The following is a 16,356-nucleotide window of genomic DNA, read 5'->3' as shown; positions in this document are numbered from 1 at the left end:
GCATGCCGATCAACGAGACGCTGTCGACCTACAGCGACTGGCTGTACACGACCGCCGCGGCGATCTACGTCGTCGCGCTGATGATGACGCTGGTCGAGCAGGGCTTCGGCGCCAAGGGCCGGCTCGCCACCGAGCGCGCCAAGCTGCGGGCGCGCGAGCTCGTCGGCGCCGGCGGGCCACCGGTCGACGAGGTCCCCGCCGCCCAGCGCGAGGTCGGCCGCCCCGAGCGGATCGGCCGGATGGGCGCGTCGCTGCTCGTGCTCGGCGCGCTGCTGCAGCTCTCGGCGATCGTGCTGCGCGGCCTCGCCGTGCACCGCGCGCCCTGGGGCAACATGTACGAGTACGGCATGGCCGTCACGTTCATCACGGTCCTCACCTGGCTGATCGTGCTGGCGAAGTTCCCGGTCCGGCACCTCACCGGCTTCCTGCTGCTGCCCGTCGTGATCCTGATGTTCATCAACGGCACGCTGCTGTACACGACCGCTGCCCCGGTGCAGCCCGCGCTGCAGTCGTACTGGCTGGTCATCCACGTCTCGGCGGCGATCATCGGCTCCGGCGTCTTCCTCGTGCCGGGCGTGGCCAGCGTCTTGTACCTGTTCCGCGCGGCCTTCGAAAAGGACGGCACGAAGTTCGCCCGGTTCGCCTCGAAGCTGCCGTCGGCCGACGTCCTCGACCGGATCGCCTACCGGACCACCATCTTCGCCTTCCCGGTGTTCACCTTCGGCGTCCTCTGCGGCGCGGTCTGGGCCGAGTCGGCGTGGGGCCGGTTCTGGGGCTGGGACCCCAAGGAGACCGTCGCCTTCATCGCCTGGGTGGTCTACGCGGCCTACCTGCACTCGCGGGCCACCGCGGGCTGGCGGGGCGCGCGGGCCGCGGCCATCAACATCGTCGGGTTCGCCGCGATCGTGTTCAACCTGTTCTTCGTGAACCTCGTCACCGCGGGCCTGCACTCCTACGCCGGGGTGGGCTGAGCAGCCCGCGCGTCCGCCGACTACCGTCGTCACCGGGGGCGGAGTGTCAGGCGGAGCGCGTGGAGGTTTTCACCGGTGACCGGACCCAGCGAAGAATCGGCTCCAGGCCACCCCGAACAGGCTGAACCGGCCGCTGCGGCACCGCAGCCGGGCCTGTTCGCCGACGATCGGACGGACTCGCACCCGCACCCCGAGGCATCGGGGGCGTTCGACGTGCAGCCGACGCAGGCGGTGGCGCCGCCGGTCAACCCGGCGGTCTCGGGGCCCCACCAGGTGCCCAATCCGGCCGTGTCGGGGCCCCACCAGGTGCCCAATCCGGCCGTGTCGGGGCCGCACCAGGTGCCCTACGGCTACGACCAGAACCTGCCGCCGCTGCAGCCGCAGTACGGCGACCCGGCGCAGCAGTACCAGGCCAACGCCCAGTACCCGCAGCAGCCGCCGCCCGGGCACCAGCAGCCGTCCGGGCTGCCGCAGCCCCAGGGCGGCCGGCACGCGGCCCCGCAGCCGCAGCCGGGCCACGGCCACGACCTGTCGACCGCACACCTGGTCAAGCAGACCAGGCGGCCCCCGCAGTCCGGCTGGCGCAAGGCGCTCTACGTCGGCACCGGGAAGCTGGTCAACCCGGGGGAGAGCCCGGCGGACACCCGCCGCCGCGAGCTCATCGCGCGGGTCAACCAGCCGCTGCGCGGCTGCTACAAGATCGCGATGCTGTCGCTCAAGGGCGGCGTCGGCAAGACCACGGTGACGACGACGCTGGGCTCGACGTTCGCGTCCCTGCGCGGCGACCGCGTCGTCGCCGTCGACGCCAACCCGGACCGCGGCACGCTGTCGCAGAAGATCCCGCTGGAGACGACCGCGACGGTCCGCCACCTGCTGCGTGACGCCGCCCGCATCACGCGCTACAGCGACGTCCGGTCCTACACGTCCCAGGGCTCGAGCCGGCTGGAGATCCTGGCCAGCGAGCAGGACCCGGCCGTGTCGGAGGCCTTCTCCGAGGACGACTACCGGCGCACGGTCAACCTGCTGGAGCACTTCTACAACATCGTGCTCACCGACTGCGGGACCGGCCTGATGCACTCGGCGATGAAGGGCGTCCTGGACGTCGCGGACGCGCTGGTCGTGGTCTCGTCCGGCTCGGTCGACGGCGCCCGCAGCGCCTCGGCGACGCTGGACTGGCTCGAAGCCCACGGCTACGGCGAGCTGGTCAAGCGCTCGGTGGCGGTGATCAACTCGGTCCGGCCCAAGGGGGGCTCGGTCGACCTCGACAAGCTTTCGGCGCACTTCGGCGCGAAGGTCCGGGCGGTCTGCAAGGTGCCGTTCGACCCGCACCTGGAGGAAGGCGCCGAGATCGAGCTGGACCGCCTGTCGGGCGACACCCGCCTGGCCCTGCTCGAGCTGGCCGCGACCGTCGCCGACGGCTTCGCGACCCCGCTCTCACAGGGTTACCGCTGACCCGGCCTACCGGCCTGACCCCAACGCAGTGAATGACTCATTCCTTGCATCGGACGCAAGGAATGAGTCATTCACTGCGTCCGGGGACGGGCCGGTAGGCGGGCGAAGGTAAAGGGTTTTCTAGAGGTCTTCGTCCCGGCGTTTGCGCTGCTGTTCGGCCAGCTGGCGCAGGAAGTCGGGGTCGTCGTCCGGGGCGAGGGTGACGCGGCGCGGAGCCGAGGGCACCCCGATCCGCTGGCCGGCGAACGACCGCCACAGGAGCAGGGCGACGACCAGCGCGCCGACCGCCGCGAGCAGAGCGAGCATGCCGGATCCTTCCGTATGGCTGCCTGTCCCCCGAGGTTAACCTCTCCGGCCGTGTGGTGGGCCTGAAGTGGTCACCGAAGCACGAAGGCCGTGCCGGGACGGGGTGGTTCCCGTACCCGACACGGCCCTGGCGTCCGGATGGTTCAGGCGGTGCGCGCCGGTTCGCTGGCGTCGGTGGTCAGCTCGGCGAGGAGCTCGTTCACCTCGGACTCCCGGAACCGCCGGTGCCCGCCCGGGGTCCGGATCGAGCCGATCCGCCCCGCGGTCGCCCACCGCGTCACCGTCTTGGGGTCCACTCGGAACAGCGCTGCCACCTCGCCAGGGGTGAGCAGGCGTCCGCCCATCGTCGCGGTCATTTTCCGCCTCCTTAACGAACTCACTGCTATACCGGAGGCGTCCGGGCCTTCTGGCCCGTCGCGCCGGGGTAGCCAACAAGGCAATCGTTGCACTTCACCCGTCGGGTACTCGAACGGTTGTCCGCGAGTAAAGAGCCCTTAAAGGTCAAAACGGACAGATTGTGCGTCGTGGCGGCTACCGTCCGGTGACGTGACGTGCGAGGACGTCCCTCCCCTGGGCACCGGCGGCGAGGCGTGGTGCCAATGGGGGATTGTCCAACCGCATAGAGTGATCCCCGTGGATCAGTTGGACCGGAAGATCATCGCAGCGTTGCGCATCAACGGACGGGCCACCTATGCCGATCTCGGACGAGCCGTCGGGCTGTCCGCGTCGTCGGTGCACGAGCGCGTGGGAAAGCTGGAGGCCGCCGGCGTGATCACCGGCTACCACGCGGTCGTCGACCCGAGCTCGGTCGGGCTCGGCGTCACCGCCCTCGTCAGCATCCACCCGACCGACACGGCCACGGAGGACGACGTCGCCGACGCGCTCGCCGAGCTCGACGAGGTCGAGAGCTGCTACGCGGTGGCCGGCGACGAGGCGTTCGTCGTCAAGGTGCGCGTGTCGACCGTCGACGAGCTGGAGCGCACGCTGGGCCGGCTGCGGCGCATCCCCGGCGTCGGGCGGACGAACACCACCGTGGTGCTCTCGACGCGGTTCGAGGGCCGTCCGAACAACGCGGGCCTGCAGAAGGACCGGCTTGGCGGGGCGTAGCCTGCGTTGATGTGAGCGACGTGAAGGCCGACCACCTGCCCCGTGACCTGACGCTGTACCTGCTGGCGCGGTTCGTGCTGGTCGGGGTGATCGCGTGGGGGCTGTCCCTGACCGGGGTGCCGCTGCTGGTCGCCCTGGTGATCGGCCTGGTCGTCGGGCTGCCGCTCGGCCTGCTGCTGTTCCGCCCGCTCAACGCCCGCGTGACCGCCGGGCTGGCGAAGCGCAACGAGAAGCGCGCCCGCGCCCGTGCCGAGCTGCGCGCGCAGCTGCGCGGCGAGGGACAGCCCGAGTGAGCCGCCGCCCGCACAACCGCAGCTGGGTCCGCGAGGCCGTCCGGATCATCGAGGCCGACGCCAACCGCAGCGCCGACACCCACCTGCACGTCTTCCCGCTGCCCCCGGAATGGGGCATCGACCTGTACCTCAAGGACGAGTCGGTCCACCCGACCGGCTCGCTGAAGCACCGGCTGGCCCGGTCGCTGTTCCTCTACGGGCTCGTCAACGGCCAGATCGGGCCGGACACCGTGCTCGTCGAGGCCTCCAGCGGGTCGACTGCGGTGTCCGAGGCCTACTTCGCCCGCATGCTCGGCCTGCGCTTCATCACCGTCGTGCCCCGGCGCACGTCGAAGGAGAAGGTCGCGCTCATCGAGTTCTACGGCGGCGAGTGCCACTTCGTCGACACGGCCCCCGCGATGTACCCCGAGGCGGAGCGGCTCGCCGCCGAGTGCGGCGGGCACTACCTCGACCAGTTCACCTACGCCGAGCGCGCGACGGACTGGCGCGGCAACAACAACATCGCCGAGTCGGTGTTCGCGCAGATGCGCTCCGAGCGCCACCCGATCCCGACGTGGATCGTCGTCGGCGCGGGCACCGGCGGGACGAGCGCGACCTTCGGCCGGTACGTCCGCTACAAGCGCCACACGACGAAGGTCTGCGTCGTCGACCCGGAGAACTCGTCGTTCTACGGCGCCTGGGAGACCGGGGCGCTGGACTACGGCACCGGCATGCCGTCGCGGATCGAGGGCATCGGGCGGCCGCGCTGCGAGCCGTCGTTCGTCCCAGGCGTCATCGACGAGATGTTCCAGATCCCCGACGCCGGCTCCCTGGCGGCGATCCGGCTGCTGCGCGAGCGGACCGGCCACTGGGCGGGCGGCTCGACCGGCACCAACCTCTACGGCGCGTTCCGGCTCATCGCCCGGATGGTCGAGGACGGCCAGGCGGGCAGCGTCGTGACGCTGCTGTGCGACGGCGGCGAGCGGTACGCGCACACCTACTACAACGACGAGTGGGTGGCCGAGCAGAACCTGGACCTGGCCCCGCACACGGCGTTGTTCGAGGAGTTCCTGACGACCGGGAAGTTCCTCCCGGAGGGCTAGGTGTTCAGGCCGACCGCGGTGGCCACGGCCCACAGCAGCATGGTGAAGCCGGTGTCCCGCAGCGCGGGGATCAGCTCGCGCCCGGTCTTGCCGCCGTGGACCGCGCCCACCGCCGGGAGCAACGCGGGGATGGTCAGCGTGGCCAGCGCCACCAGCCCGTACCCGGCGACAGCCAGGACAAGGGTGAGCACGTACGGCACGGCGATCAGCACCAGGTAGAGCCGTCGCGTGCCCTTGTCACCCAAGCGGGTGGCCAAGGTGCGCTTGCCCGCTTCGACGTCGGTCGGGATGTCACGCAGGTTGTTGGCCGTCAGGACCGCCGTCGAGAAGCAGCCGACCGCGACCGCGCACCCCAGCGCCGCCCAGCTCACCCGGCCCGCCTGGACGTACACCGTGCCGAGGACGCCGGCCAAGCCGAAGAACACGAAGACGGCGATCTCGCCGAAGCCGTAGTAGCCGTAGGGCTTCTTCCCGCCGGTGTAGAACCACGCGCCGAGGATGCACAGCGCGCCCATCCCCAGCAGCCACCAGTGCCCGCTGACGGCCACCAGGACCAGCCCCAGCACCCCGGCCAGGCCCAGGGAGATCAGCGCGGCGGTCAGCACGGCCTTCGGGGCGGCGACGCCGGAGCCGACCAGCCGGAGCGGGCCGACGCGGTTTTCGTCCGTGCCGCGGATGCCGTCGGAGTAGTCGTTGGCGTAGTTGACGCCGATGATCAGCGAGAGGGAGACCAGCAGCGCCAGCGCCGAACGCCACCAGGAGAACGCGTCCAGCGCGATCGCCGCGCCGACGCCCGCCACCACCGGCGCCACCGCGTTGGGCAGCGTCCGCGGCCGGGCCCCTTCGATCCACTCGCTCAAGCTCGCCATGGCGCCATTCAACGCCATGGTGATCACGCCTGGACGCCGAACCCGGGCAATCAGTCCGAGGTCGGCATCTCCCAGACGAGCGAGCCGCTGTTCGGGTCCACGCCCTCGGCGAGAGCCGCGCTCGCGGGCAGCAGGACGCCCAGCGCGACGGCCGTGGCGACGAGAGCAGTTCTGATCCAGCGCCTCATGGTGAGTAGCCAAGCGGGCGCACCCTCTGCGTGTCAACGAAGTGCCGCCATTCAGCCGGTCGCGCCCGGTGCCAGCTGGGCCTTCACCGCCGCCCGGTCGACCTTGCCCGGCCCGCGCAGCGGCAGTTCGGAGCCGAATTCGATGCGCTTCGGCGTCGCCGCGGCGCCCAGTTCCGCGCGGACCGCCGCGCGGAGGTCGCCGTGCTCACCCCGCGGGACGACCAGCGCCACCACGGCCTCGCCCCACTCCGGGTCCGGCACGCCGACGACGCAGGCGTCCCGCACCCCGGGCTGCGCGCAGAGACACCGCTCGATCGCGTTCGCCGACACCTTCACGCCACCGGTGTTGATCATGTCGTCGGCCCGGCCGAGGACCTCGATGCGGCCGTCGTCGTGCCGGACCCCCCGATCGGACGTCGTGAACCAGCCGTCCGCGAACGACTCCGCCGTCAGGTCCGGCCGGCGCCGGTAGCCGTGCGCGAGGACGTCCCCGGCGATCCGGATCCGGTCACCGGAGAGGTCGACGCGGACGCCGTCGAGGGGGACGCCGTCGTAGACGCAGCCGCTGGCCGTCTCGCTCATCCCGTACGCGGGGACGATCCGCACCCCGGCGTCCGTGGCGCGCTCACGCAGGGCCGGCGAGGTCGCCGCCGCGCCGACCACGATCACGTCGAACGTCTTCGCCGCGGCCAGCCCCGCGCCGCCGTCGTCGAGCAGCCGGACCAGCTGGGTGGGCACCAGCGCCGTGTACCGCGGGCCGCCCGGCAGCCGGGCCGCCGCGGCCGCGAAGTCGTCCGGGCGGAAGCCGGTGCCGGTCAGGTGCACCGGGGTCGTCCCGGCCAGCAGCGACCGGACCAGCACCTGCAGCCCGCCGATGTAGTGCGCCGGGGTGGCCAGCAGCCAGTGCCCCGGGCCGCCGAGCCGGGCGTGCGTGGCCTCGGCGGACGCGGTCAGCGCGCGGGCCGACAGCAGCACGCCCTTGGGTGCGCCCGTCGAGCCCGAGGTGGCGATGACCACGGCGGTGCCCGGTTCGGCGGGCTCGTCCGGCGCCATCGCGTCGCGCAGGGCGGGGTCGGTGAACGGCAGGACCGCCGGGCCACCGTCCAGCGCCTCCGCGACGGCTCTGTTCAGCGTGCCGAGGGCTTCGGGCGAGCCGTCGAGGTGGACCGGGAGCAGCTCAGTAGTAATAGGGGACGTCCTTGAAGTCGGGGTCGCGCTTCTGGAGGAAGGCGTCACGGCCTTCGACGGCCTCGTCCTGCATGTAGGCCAACCGGGTGGTTTCGCCGGCGAACAGCTGCTGGCCGACCAGGCCGTCGTCGGTGAGGTTGAACGCGTACTTCAGCATCCGCTGCGCCGTCGGCGACTTGCGCGTGATCTCCCACGCCCAGGTCAGCGCCTCTTTTTCCAGGTCGGCGTGCGGCACGACGGCGTTCACCGCGCCCATCCGGTGCATCTGCTCGGCGGAGTACTCGCGGCCGAGGAAGAAGATTTCGCGGGCGAACTTCTGGCCGACCATCTTCGCCAGGTAGGCCGAGCCGTAGCCGCCGTCGAACGAGCCGACGTCGGCGTCGGTCTGCTTGAACTTCGCGTGCTCGGCCGAGGCGAGCGTGAGATCGCACACCACGTGCAGGGAGTGCCCGCCGCCCGCGGCCCAGCCCGGCACCACCGCGATCACGGGTTTCGGCATGAACCGGATGAGCCGCTGGCACTCGAGGATGTGCAGCCGGCCGGCCCGCGCGGGGTCCACCGTGTCGGAGGTCTCGCCGCTCGCGTACTGATACCCGGAGCGTCCGCGAATACGCTGGTCACCACCGGAGCAGAACGCCCACCCGCCGTCCTTGGGCGACGGGCCGTTCCCGGTGAGCAGGACACATCCGACATCGGCGCTCATCCGGGCGTGGTCGAGGGCCCGGTAGAGCTCGTCGACGGTGTGCGGCCGGAAGGCGTTGCGGACCTCCGGACGGTCGAACGCGATGCGCACCACGCGTTTGCCGCCATGGTTCTCAGCGGAACGGTGGTAGGTGATGTCGGTGAAGGCGAAACCTTCGACCTCGGTCCACGCGGCGGGGTCGAACAGCTCGGAAACTCGGGCGTCATCCACGTTTGCGAGGATAGGACCTGTGGACATGAACACCGGCGACGTACTCCCTCCCGCGGAGGCGGCATCAAACGCTGCCGGCGTACCAGGGGCGTGCCGGTGAACCCTTCCACCGCGCAGGCCAGGGTCATCGTCGACGAACTCGTCCGCAACACCGTTTCGCACGTCGTCCTCTGCCCGGGCTCCCGCAACGCGCCGCTGTCGATCGCGCTGTACGACGCGGCCGCGGCCGGGAAGCTGCGGCTGCACGTCCGCATCGACGAGCGCGGGGCCGCCTTCCTCGCCCTCGGCATCGCCGCGCGCACCGGCCGCCCGGTGGCCGTGCTGTGCACGTCCGGCACCGCGGCCGCGAACTTCCACCCGGCGGTGCTCGAGGCCGACCGGGCCGGCGTCCCGCTGATCGTCATGACCGCCGACCGGCCGCCCGAGCTGCGGGCCGCGGGGGCGTCGCAGGTCATCGACCAGCACCAGCTCTACGGCGACGCCGTCCGCTACTTCGACGAGCTGGCCGTCGCCGAGCGGCGGGCCGGGCAGAACTCGTACTGGCGCAGCCAGATCTGCCGGGCCTGGAACGCCGCCTACGGCGAGTGGCGCTGCGGGCCGGTGCACCTGAACATCCCGTTCCGCGAGCCGCTCGTGCCCGATCTGGACGATGACGGCGAGTGGTACGAATCGCTCGACGGCCGGGCCGACGGGTCCCGCTGGACCGAGCTGCCGGACTTCGGCGCGCTCCCGTCGTTCGTGGTGCCGTCGGCACGCCACGGCCTGGTGATCGCGTGCGACACCGGCGTCCAGGCGGCCAGCGAGTGGGCCGAGCAGCACGGCTGGCCGGTCGTGTCGGAGACCGGCGGCCTGGGGCTGTCCGGCGGCACGGCGATCTCGTCCGGGGTGTGGCTGCTGGCCGTCGAGGAGTTCATCAGCAGGCACAAGCCGGAGCAGGTGCTCTGCCTCGGCCGTCCGACGGTGTTCCGGCAGATCCAGAACGTGCTCTCGGACGCCGAGGTCGAGGTGCTGCTGGTGCGGCCGGACTCGGACTGGCCGGCGCCCGCGCACAACGTCCGCCAGGTCGGGCAGTGGTTCGACGAGCCGACCAAGCCCGCCGACCCGGAGTGGCTGGCGAGCTGGCGCCGCGCCGACGCCGCGGCCGCTTCCGCCGTCGCCGCGACGCTGGCCGACGAGCCGTGGCCCAGCGGGCTGCGGGTGGCCACCGAGCTGGTGGACTCGCTGCCTCCGGACTCGCTGCTGGTGGTGGGCTCGTCCAACCCGACCCGGGACGTCGCACTGGCCGGCCGGCTGCGGCCGGACGTCCTCGTGCACCGCAACCGCGGCGTCGCGGGCATCGACGGCACGGTCTCGACGGCCATCGGCGCCGCGCACGTGCACCGGGGCCCGTCGTACGCGCTGTTGGGCGACCTCACGTTCCTGCACGACGCCTCGGGGTTGCTGACCGGGCCCGCCGAGCAGCGTCCCGACCTGACGATCGTGGTCCTCAACGACGACGGCGGCGGCATCTTTTCGCTGCTGGAGCAGGGGGCGCCGGAGCACTCGGCGAGCTTCGAGCGCGTCTTCGGCACTCCCCACGGCGCCGACCTGGGCGCGTTGTGCGCCGGCTACCGCGTCCCGCACGTCGTCGCGGAGACGCTGACGGAGTTCCGGGCGGCGCTGGCGCCCGCCCCGGGGCTGCGGGTCGTCGAGGTGCGGGTGGACCGGTCGCGCCACCGCGACCTGCACGCCCGCCTGCGGGCGGCGGTCTCCTCGGCCGTCTCCGCGGGCTGACGTCAACCGCTTTCCGGGTGGGATCCCAGCAGGCAAGAAACCTCCCTTCGGCTGTTCCTGGGTGCTCCTTGGCTGGCTACGTTCGAGCGCGCTGATCCTCACTCCTTCTGGAGGAATTCGAATGCGTGCAAGAACGCGTACCGGTCTCGGTGCGCTCGCGGCCGGCGTCGTCTCGGTGCTGCTCGCCGGCACCGCGAGCGCGGCGCCCGCCCCCGGCGCCCCCGGCGTCGGCGACCCGTACTACCCGAACGCCGGCAACGGCGGCACCGACGTGCTGCACTACGACATCCGGCTGACCTACCAGCCCGTGACCGACCTCCTGTCGGGCACCACGACGCTGCTGCTCACGGCGACGCAGGACCTCTCGCGGTTCGACCTGGACTTCGCGCTGAAGGCGTCGAGCGTGCGGGTGAACAACCGGCCGGCGCAGTTCACGAACCAGACGGGCAACGGCGAGCTCGTCGTCACGCCGGCGCAGCCGCTGCTCAAGGGCCAGACCGCGACGGTCGTCGTCGCCTACGCGGACACGCCGTCGACCGAGACGGTGGACGGCCTCAACGCGTGGAAGAAGGGCTCGTTCGGCGCGCTCGGCATCGACGAGCCGCAGAGCTCGGCGTGGTGGTTCCCGGCCAACGACCACCCGACCGACAAGGCGACCTACGACGTCTCCATCGAGGCGCCGGACGACAACGCCGCCATCTCCAACGGCACCCTGGTCCGCAAGACGAAGAGCCGCGCGGGCTGGACCCGCTGGCAGTGGCGGAGCACCAAGCCGCAGGCGACGTACCTGACGTCGTTCATCGTCGGCAAGTACGAGGTCGTCGAGTCCACGACGCCCGACGGCAAGCCGTTCGTGACGGCGTACGGAGCCGACCTCGGCGACTCGCTGTACGCGGCGAAGGCCAGCGTCGAGCGGACGCCGGAGATCGACGAGTTCCTGGCGACGCAGTTCGGGCCGTACCCGTTCGAGGCCGAGGGCGGCGTCGTGACCAGCGGGATCACGTTCTCCCTGGAGAACCAGACCCGCCCGACGTACGGCGTCCGCAACTTCCGCGCGGGCTCCAACACGACGCTGATCGCGCACGAGAACGCCCACCAGTGGTTCGGCGACAACGTCTCCCTCGGCCGCTGGAGCGACATCTGGCTGAACGAGGGCTTCGCGTCCTACGCGGAGTGGCTGTGGTCGGAGCACGAGGGCGAGGGCACGGTCGCCGAGCTGGCGCAGTACACGTACGACTCCAACCCGGCCGACGGCGACCTGTGGAAGCTCGTCCCGGCCGACCCGGGCGCGGACAACCAGTTCGACAACGCGGTCTACGACCGGGGTGCGCTGACGCTGCAGGCGCTGCGGACGGCCGTCGGGGACCAGGCGTTCTTCGCCATCTTGAAGGCGTGGCAGGCTGCCAAGGGCGGTTCGGACGGGCGGATTCTCCAGTTCATCGCGCTGGCGGAGAAGATCTCGGGCAAGCCGCTGCACGACCTGTTCCAGACGTGGTTGTACACGGCGGGCAAGCCGGCGGTGGGTCCGAACGGTGCTGCCGCGGCCGCTCCCGCTTTGCGGGCTTCGGCTTCGGCTCCGGCTGGGGCTTCGGCTTCGGTCAAGCCGCGTTCGTACGACCAGATCCAGGCGAACCACCGGTTCCTCGCCGCCGAACACGCGGGCTGAGCAAGACCGCTACGCTCGCGGCGTGAGCACGAGAGGTGAGCGGGCGAGGCGCGTCGGGTGGTGGACCATCCTCGGCGTCGCCTCGCTCCTCACGGTGATGTGCGTGTGCCTGCTGTTCGCCGCGATCCGCAACGACAGCGCGATCTCGGCCCAGCTGGGGACGGCGACGGCGACGGTGGATTCGGTGGCGTTCGACCGGACGATCATCCACTTCGAGACGCCGGACGGGATCGTGCACAGCCCGGCGAACGGGGTGCTGTACCCGGACGGGCTGGCGGCCGGACAGCTGGTGCGGATCGAGTACGACGCGTCTGATCCGGAGCTGGCGCGGGTGGCGGGGCGATCTGCGACGCTGACGTTGCTGCCGCTGGGGAGTTTTGTCTTCTTCACTTGGCTGGTGGGTGGGCCGGGGCTTTGGTGGATCCGGCGGCAGGACAAGCGGGTGAAGGCTGCGGCCTGAGGGGACATGTGCCGGAGGGGGGATTTGTCGTGGTTCCCGCTCCTCGTCCTTTGATTGTTCAACACCGGAGAGCCGGCCTCAAGGGCGCCTTCGGCGTCGCTTCGCGATGAGCTTCGCTCACCCTTGACCCCGGCTCTCCGGTGCTGACTGCGGCTGGGACGAGGGGCGGGGGAGGTGTAGGGCGGTTCCGTGCGGCTTGGTTCGTTGGGGCGTCCGCTGGGGCTCGCCGAAGGTCGCGAATGACTCATTCGGGACGTCGGAGGTCTCGAATGAGTCATTCGCGACCTTCTCGCCGGGTGAGCGCGAGAAACTCAGCCCGCCGTCTCCAGCCACCGCTTCCGCGTGATTTCGTACTCGACCTCGCCCTGCTCGGCGCCTTCGATCGGGTCGTCGTACTCCGCGGCCGAGGTGAACGCCCGCGCGAACGTCAGCCCGGCCGAGGCCATGGTGGCCCGAGATGGCGTGTTGACCGCCATCGTCTGGGCGAAAACACGGTCGAGGCCCAGCTCCTCGAAGCCGTAGCGGAGCAGCTCCAGCGAACCCTCCCGGGCATACCCTTGCCGCCACTGGCGGCGCAGGAGGCGGTACCCCAGCTCCGCCTCGCCGTCGGCTTCCGGCTGGTCCGGGCCGTGCGGTGGCCGCAACAGCCACCACCCGACGAAGTCCTCGCCCGCGAAACCCATCCAAAAGCCGAAGCCGGGTGCGGTCGCCATCCGGCGGGCGTGGGCCTGGGCGACCTCGGAGCGGGTTGCCGCGCGGCCGGTGAGGTAGCGCATCACCGCCGGGTCGGAGTCCAGCTCGTACTCCAGCTCGAGGTGCTCGTCGGCCAGTGGCACCAGGGTGAGCCGCGGCGTGCGGAGGGTCGGCATGGCTCGATCTTCACAGCTCGCGCAACCCGATTAGCCCGCCGTTTCCTGCCACCACCCGAGGACCTCGTCCGCCACTCCCGGGGCCGCCACCAGCAGGCCGTCCGTGGGCAGGGCCGTGTCCTCGCCGTGCTTGTCCAGCACCACCGCGCCCGCCTCGATGGCCATCGCCACCGAGCCGGCCACGTCCCACTCGTGGTAGCTGTGCAGCACGGCCGCCGCCGCGTGGCCCAAGGCCACCTGGGCGATCGACAACGCCGCCGAGCCGAGCACGCGGACCCCCGCGTGGGCCGCCGCCGCCCGCTCGATGAAGCCGCCCATGCCCGGCCACGGGCCGCTGCGGGCCAGCTCGGTGCACACCAGTGCCCCCGCCGTCACGCAGCGGTCCACCAGCTTGATCGGCTTGCCGTTCGCGCGGGCCCCCCGGCCGCGCGCCGCCGCGTAGATCTGGGCGCGGTACGGGTCCGCCACCACGCCCACCACCGGGCCCGCCGCGTCCACCAGCGCCAGGCTGTACGCGCACCACGGCACCCCGGCCACGTAGTTCGCCGTGCCGTCCACCGAGTCCACCACCCAGCGGTATTCCGCGACGTCCGCGCCGTGGTCGGCGCCGAACTCGTGGCCGACCACCGGGATGCCCGGGAACTCCGCGGTCAGGACGCGCCGCGTGTGGCGCTCCAGGATGCGATCCGTGTCGGTGACCCAGTCGAACGGCGAATCCAGCGTCGAAGGGTGGGCGCCGCGGCCGGCGGTCGCGGTGATCACGTCGGTGGCGTCGTTGGCCAGCCGCCCGGCCACTTCGAGCGCCCTCGACAGCAGGCCGGGCTCGACGGGCCGCGGCGGCCGTGAGGACAAGAGGGTCATGCCTGCTTAGCCTGGCCCACCCTGGTTTCCAGGACACGACCTTGAGATGACATGTCGTAGCCGATCTGTTCCGGCAGCGTTGGCTCACACGTCACACCAGCGCCAGGATCGGGTGCGATCGTCCAGGACGTGCGAGTCGCCATAGTCACCGAAAGTTTCCTGCCCCAGGTGAACGGCGTGACCAACTCCGTCCTGCGGGTCGTCGAGCACCTGCGCGAACGCGCGCACGACGTGCTGATCATCGCCCCCGGCCCCGGCCCGGACTCCTACCGCGGGGCTCCGGTGATCCGGATTCCCGCGCTCGACGTCCCCGGGGTCAGCTCCCTGCCGATCGGCCTGCCGACGCGCACGGTGCTGAACGCGCTGGCCGCGTTCGGCCCCGACGTCGTGCACCTCGCGTCGCCGTTCGTCGTCGGCGCGCGCGGGCTCGCCGCGGCGAGACGGCTGCGCGTCCCGTCGATCGCCGTCTACCAGACCGACATCGCCGGGTTCGCCGCCGCGTACGGCTTCGGCATCGGCGCCCGCGCCGCGTGGCGCTGGGTGCGGCGGCTGCACTCGCGCGCCGACCGGACCCTCGCCCCGTCCAGCGACTCCGTCGAGCAGCTGCGGCTCCACGGCGTCCCGCGCGTGCACCGGTGGGCGCGCGGCGTCGACATCGACCGGTTCTCCCCGGCGCACGCCGACCCGGTGCTGCGGGCCGAGCTGGCGCCGGCCGGTGAGCTGCTCGTCGGGTTCGTCGGCCGGCTGGCGCCCGAGAAGGAGGTCGACCGGCTGGCCGCGCTGGCCGCGGTGCCGGGGATCCGCGTGGTCGTCGTCGGCGACGGGCCCGAGCTCGAAACCCTCCGGGACCAGCTGCCGGACGCCGCTTTCCTCGGCGCGAAGTACGGCGAGGACCTCTCGAAGGCGTACGCGAGCCTCGACGTCTTCGTCCACACCGGACCGCATGAGACCTTCTGCCAGGCGGTGCAGGAGGCGATGGCCTCCGGGCTGCCGGTGCTCGCCCCGGACGCGGGCGGCCCGAAGGACCTCGTGCTGCCCGGCCGCACCGGCTACCTGCTGCCCGCGGACCGCGAGCGGTTCGGCCCGGCGCTCGTCGAAAAGGTCGACGCCCTCCGAGACGCCGCGTTGCGCGCGAGGCTCGGCGAGAAGGCGCGCAAGGTGGTGCTGGGCCGCACTTGGCCCGCCGTCTGCCACGAGCTGGTCGGGCACTACGAAGCCGTGCGGGGCCGGGCCGCCCGCGCGGCCTGACGTGCACATCGTCCAGGTCGCGAACTTCTACGGGCCGCGCTCGGGCGGCCTGCGCACCGCGCTGCACCACCTCGGCGCCGGCTACGTCGCGAGCGGGCACGAGGTGACGCTCGTGGTGCCCGGCCGCCGGTACGCCGACGAGGTCCTGCCGACCGGCGTCCGGCGGTTTTCCCTGCCGGCGCCGCGGATCCCGGGTACTGGCGGCTACCGCGCCGTCGACCCGCACCGGGTCCGCGCGGTGCTGCGGAAGCTCGAGCCGGACCGCCTGGAGGTGTCGGACCGGCTGACGCTGCGGGGGATGGGCGGCTGGGCGAGCCGCCACGGCGTGCCCAGCACGGTCATCTCCCACGAGCGCCTCGACCGCCTGCTGGAGCAGTTCCTGCTGCCCGCGCCGGTGGCCCGCCGCGTCGCCGACACCGCGAACCGGCGGATGGCCGCGAGCTACGACACGGTCGTCTGCACGACGGCGTTCGCGCGCGCGGAGTTCGACCGGATCGCGGCGCCGAACGTCCGCCGCGTCCCGCTCGGCGTCGACCTCACGACGTTCCGGCCCGCCATGCGCGACGACGGCAGGCGCGCCGGCCTGGCCGGCGGAGCGGACGTCCTGCTGGTCCACTGTGGACGGCTGTCGCCGGAGAAGCACGTCGAGCGCAGCGTGGACACCGTCGCCGAGCTGACGGAGTCGGGCGCGCGCGTGCGGCTGGTGGTGGCGGGTGACGGGCCGCGACGGCGGGCGCTGGAGCGCCGGGCGCGCGGCCTGCCGGTGACGTTCCTGGGCTTCCTGCCGGGCCGCGGCGACGTCGCCAGGCTGCTGGCCAGCGCGGACGTCTCGCTGGCGCCGGGGCCGCACGAGACGTTCGGGCTCGCGGCCTTGGAGGCCCTGGCCTCGGGGACGCCCGTGGTCGTGTCGGCGTCGTCGGCGCTGCGGGAGATCGTCCGGCCGGGTTGCGGCGCGGCGGTGGACGACCACGCGCCTGCGTTCGCCACGGCCGTGACCGACCTCCTCGAGCGCCCCGAGGAGGCCCGGCGCGCGGCGGCACGGGCCCGGGCGGAGGAGTTCACCTGGCCCGCGGCGGTGGCCGGGATGCTGGCGACCTTCCGCTGAAGCAG

The 16,356-nt window shown here is 72.2% G+C and carries 18 protein-coding genes; 10 read left to right on the top strand and 8 right to left on the bottom strand.

The annotated features are described in order from the left end of the window. Nucleotides 1-2: 2 nt before the first annotated feature. Both ccsB and AB0F52_RS29280 read left to right on the top strand, forming a co-directional pair. On the top strand, nucleotides 3-971 hold the full coding sequence (gene ccsB / locus AB0F52_RS29285) for a c-type cytochrome biogenesis protein CcsB (protein ID WP_360177869.1): 969 nt from the start codon (nucleotides 3-5) through the stop codon (nucleotides 969-971). Nucleotides 972-1,046: 75 nt separating this feature from the next. Next, nucleotides 1,047-2,423: an AAA family ATPase gene (locus AB0F52_RS29280; protein ID WP_360177866.1), complete on the top strand. Its 1,377-nt coding sequence runs from the start codon at nucleotides 1,047-1,049 to the stop codon at nucleotides 2,421-2,423. Nucleotides 2,424-2,543: 120 nt separating this feature from the next. Here AB0F52_RS29280 and AB0F52_RS29275 read toward each other — a convergent pair whose 3' ends face one another. Both AB0F52_RS29275 and AB0F52_RS29270 read right to left on the bottom strand, forming a co-directional pair. Further along, nucleotides 2,544-2,729, bottom strand: coding sequence for a hypothetical protein (locus AB0F52_RS29275; RefSeq protein WP_103337315.1), 186 nt, complete (start codon nucleotides 2,727-2,729; stop codon nucleotides 2,544-2,546). Between the two features lie 143 nt (nucleotides 2,730-2,872). After that, nucleotides 2,873-3,085 (bottom strand): BldC family transcriptional regulator, encoded by a 213-nt coding sequence (locus tag AB0F52_RS29270; protein ID WP_086837800.1) that lies wholly within the window; start codon nucleotides 3,083-3,085, stop codon nucleotides 2,873-2,875. Between the two features lie 277 nt (nucleotides 3,086-3,362). Here AB0F52_RS29270 and AB0F52_RS29265 point away from each other — a divergent pair, with 277 nt between their 5' ends. Genes AB0F52_RS29265 through AB0F52_RS29255 form a run of 3 tightly spaced genes read left to right on the top strand, consistent with a single transcriptional unit; the run spans nucleotide 3,363 to nucleotide 5,211 of the window. Further along, nucleotides 3,363-3,836: an Lrp/AsnC family transcriptional regulator gene (locus tag AB0F52_RS29265; protein WP_308678144.1), complete on the top strand. Its 474-nt coding sequence runs from the start codon at nucleotides 3,363-3,365 to the stop codon at nucleotides 3,834-3,836. 11 nt (nucleotides 3,837-3,847) lie between these two features. Continuing rightward, nucleotides 3,848-4,129 (top strand): DUF4229 domain-containing protein, encoded by a 282-nt coding sequence (locus AB0F52_RS29260; RefSeq protein ID WP_103337318.1) that lies wholly within the window; start codon nucleotides 3,848-3,850, stop codon nucleotides 4,127-4,129. Continuing rightward, nucleotides 4,126-5,211: a PLP-dependent cysteine synthase family protein gene (locus tag AB0F52_RS29255; protein WP_360177861.1), complete on the top strand. Its 1,086-nt coding sequence runs from the start codon at nucleotides 4,126-4,128 to the stop codon at nucleotides 5,209-5,211. The genes AB0F52_RS29260 and AB0F52_RS29255 overlap by 4 nt, the downstream gene beginning before the upstream one ends. Here AB0F52_RS29255 and AB0F52_RS29250 read toward each other — a convergent pair. The 4 genes from AB0F52_RS29250 to AB0F52_RS29235 are packed head-to-tail and all read right to left on the bottom strand — an operon-like array spanning nucleotide 5,208 to nucleotide 8,369. Next, nucleotides 5,208-6,080 carry a 1,4-dihydroxy-2-naphthoate polyprenyltransferase gene (locus AB0F52_RS29250; protein ID WP_360177858.1) on the bottom strand — a complete coding sequence of 291 codons (873 nt, stop codon included), beginning with the start codon at nucleotides 6,078-6,080 and terminating at the stop codon, nucleotides 5,208-5,210. The genes AB0F52_RS29255 and AB0F52_RS29250 overlap by 4 nt on opposite strands. Nucleotides 6,081-6,130: 50 nt before the next feature. Continuing rightward, a complete protein-coding gene (locus tag AB0F52_RS29245; RefSeq protein ID WP_360177855.1) occupies nucleotides 6,131-6,268 on the bottom strand; it encodes a hypothetical protein in 138 nt (45 codons plus the stop codon). 51 nt (nucleotides 6,269-6,319) lie between these two features. Beyond that, a complete protein-coding gene (gene menE, locus AB0F52_RS29240; protein WP_360178250.1) occupies nucleotides 6,320-7,444 on the bottom strand; it encodes an o-succinylbenzoate--CoA ligase in 1,125 nt (374 codons plus the stop codon). A 1-nt stretch (nucleotide 7,445) separates the two neighbouring features. Continuing rightward, the gene (locus AB0F52_RS29235) at nucleotides 7,446-8,369 is read right to left on the bottom strand and encodes a 1,4-dihydroxy-2-naphthoyl-CoA synthase (protein WP_360177852.1); all 924 of its coding nucleotides are present in this window, start codon (nucleotides 8,367-8,369) and stop codon (nucleotides 7,446-7,448) included. Nucleotides 8,370-8,465: 96 nt separating this feature from the next. Here AB0F52_RS29235 and menD point away from each other — a divergent pair, with 96 nt between their 5' ends. From menD to AB0F52_RS29220, 3 genes are all read left to right on the top strand, one after another. Continuing rightward, a complete protein-coding gene (menD, locus tag AB0F52_RS29230) occupies nucleotides 8,466-10,142 on the top strand; it encodes a 2-succinyl-5-enolpyruvyl-6-hydroxy-3-cyclohexene-1-carboxylic-acid synthase (protein ID WP_360177849.1) in 1,677 nt (558 codons plus the stop codon). Between the two features lie 121 nt (nucleotides 10,143-10,263). Further along, a complete protein-coding gene (locus tag AB0F52_RS29225) occupies nucleotides 10,264-11,808 on the top strand; it encodes a M1 family metallopeptidase (RefSeq protein WP_360177846.1) in 1,545 nt (514 codons plus the stop codon). Between the two features lie 22 nt (nucleotides 11,809-11,830). Further along, a complete protein-coding gene (locus tag AB0F52_RS29220; RefSeq protein ID WP_360177844.1) occupies nucleotides 11,831-12,268 on the top strand; it encodes a DUF3592 domain-containing protein in 438 nt (145 codons plus the stop codon). A gap of 311 nt (nucleotides 12,269-12,579) precedes the next feature. Here AB0F52_RS29220 and AB0F52_RS29215 read toward each other — a convergent pair whose 3' ends face one another. After that, on the bottom strand, nucleotides 12,580-13,137 hold the full coding sequence (locus AB0F52_RS29215; RefSeq protein WP_360177841.1) for a GNAT family N-acetyltransferase: 558 nt from the start codon (nucleotides 13,135-13,137) through the stop codon (nucleotides 12,580-12,582). Nucleotides 13,138-13,167: 30 nt separating this feature from the next. After that, on the bottom strand, nucleotides 13,168-13,998 hold the full coding sequence (locus tag AB0F52_RS29210; protein WP_285987955.1) for an inositol monophosphatase: 831 nt from the start codon (nucleotides 13,996-13,998) through the stop codon (nucleotides 13,168-13,170). A gap of 129 nt (nucleotides 13,999-14,127) precedes the next feature. On the opposite strand from AB0F52_RS29210, the gene AB0F52_RS29205 reads away from it, so the two are divergent. Both AB0F52_RS29205 and AB0F52_RS29200 read left to right on the top strand, forming a co-directional pair. Further along, a complete protein-coding gene (locus tag AB0F52_RS29205; RefSeq protein WP_360177838.1) occupies nucleotides 14,128-15,246 on the top strand; it encodes a glycosyltransferase family 1 protein in 1,119 nt (372 codons plus the stop codon). Between the two features lies 1 nt (nucleotide 15,247). After that, a complete protein-coding gene (locus AB0F52_RS29200) occupies nucleotides 15,248-16,351 on the top strand; it encodes a glycosyltransferase (protein ID WP_360177835.1) in 1,104 nt (367 codons plus the stop codon). Nucleotides 16,352-16,356 lie beyond the last annotated feature (5 nt).

This window comes from Amycolatopsis sp. NPDC024027 (assembly GCF_040638975.1).
Taxonomy (GTDB): Bacteria; Actinomycetota; Actinomycetes; order Mycobacteriales; family Pseudonocardiaceae; genus Amycolatopsis.
Note: the sequence above shows the minus strand (reverse complement) of the source record. Positions and strands in the feature narration are given on the sequence as shown.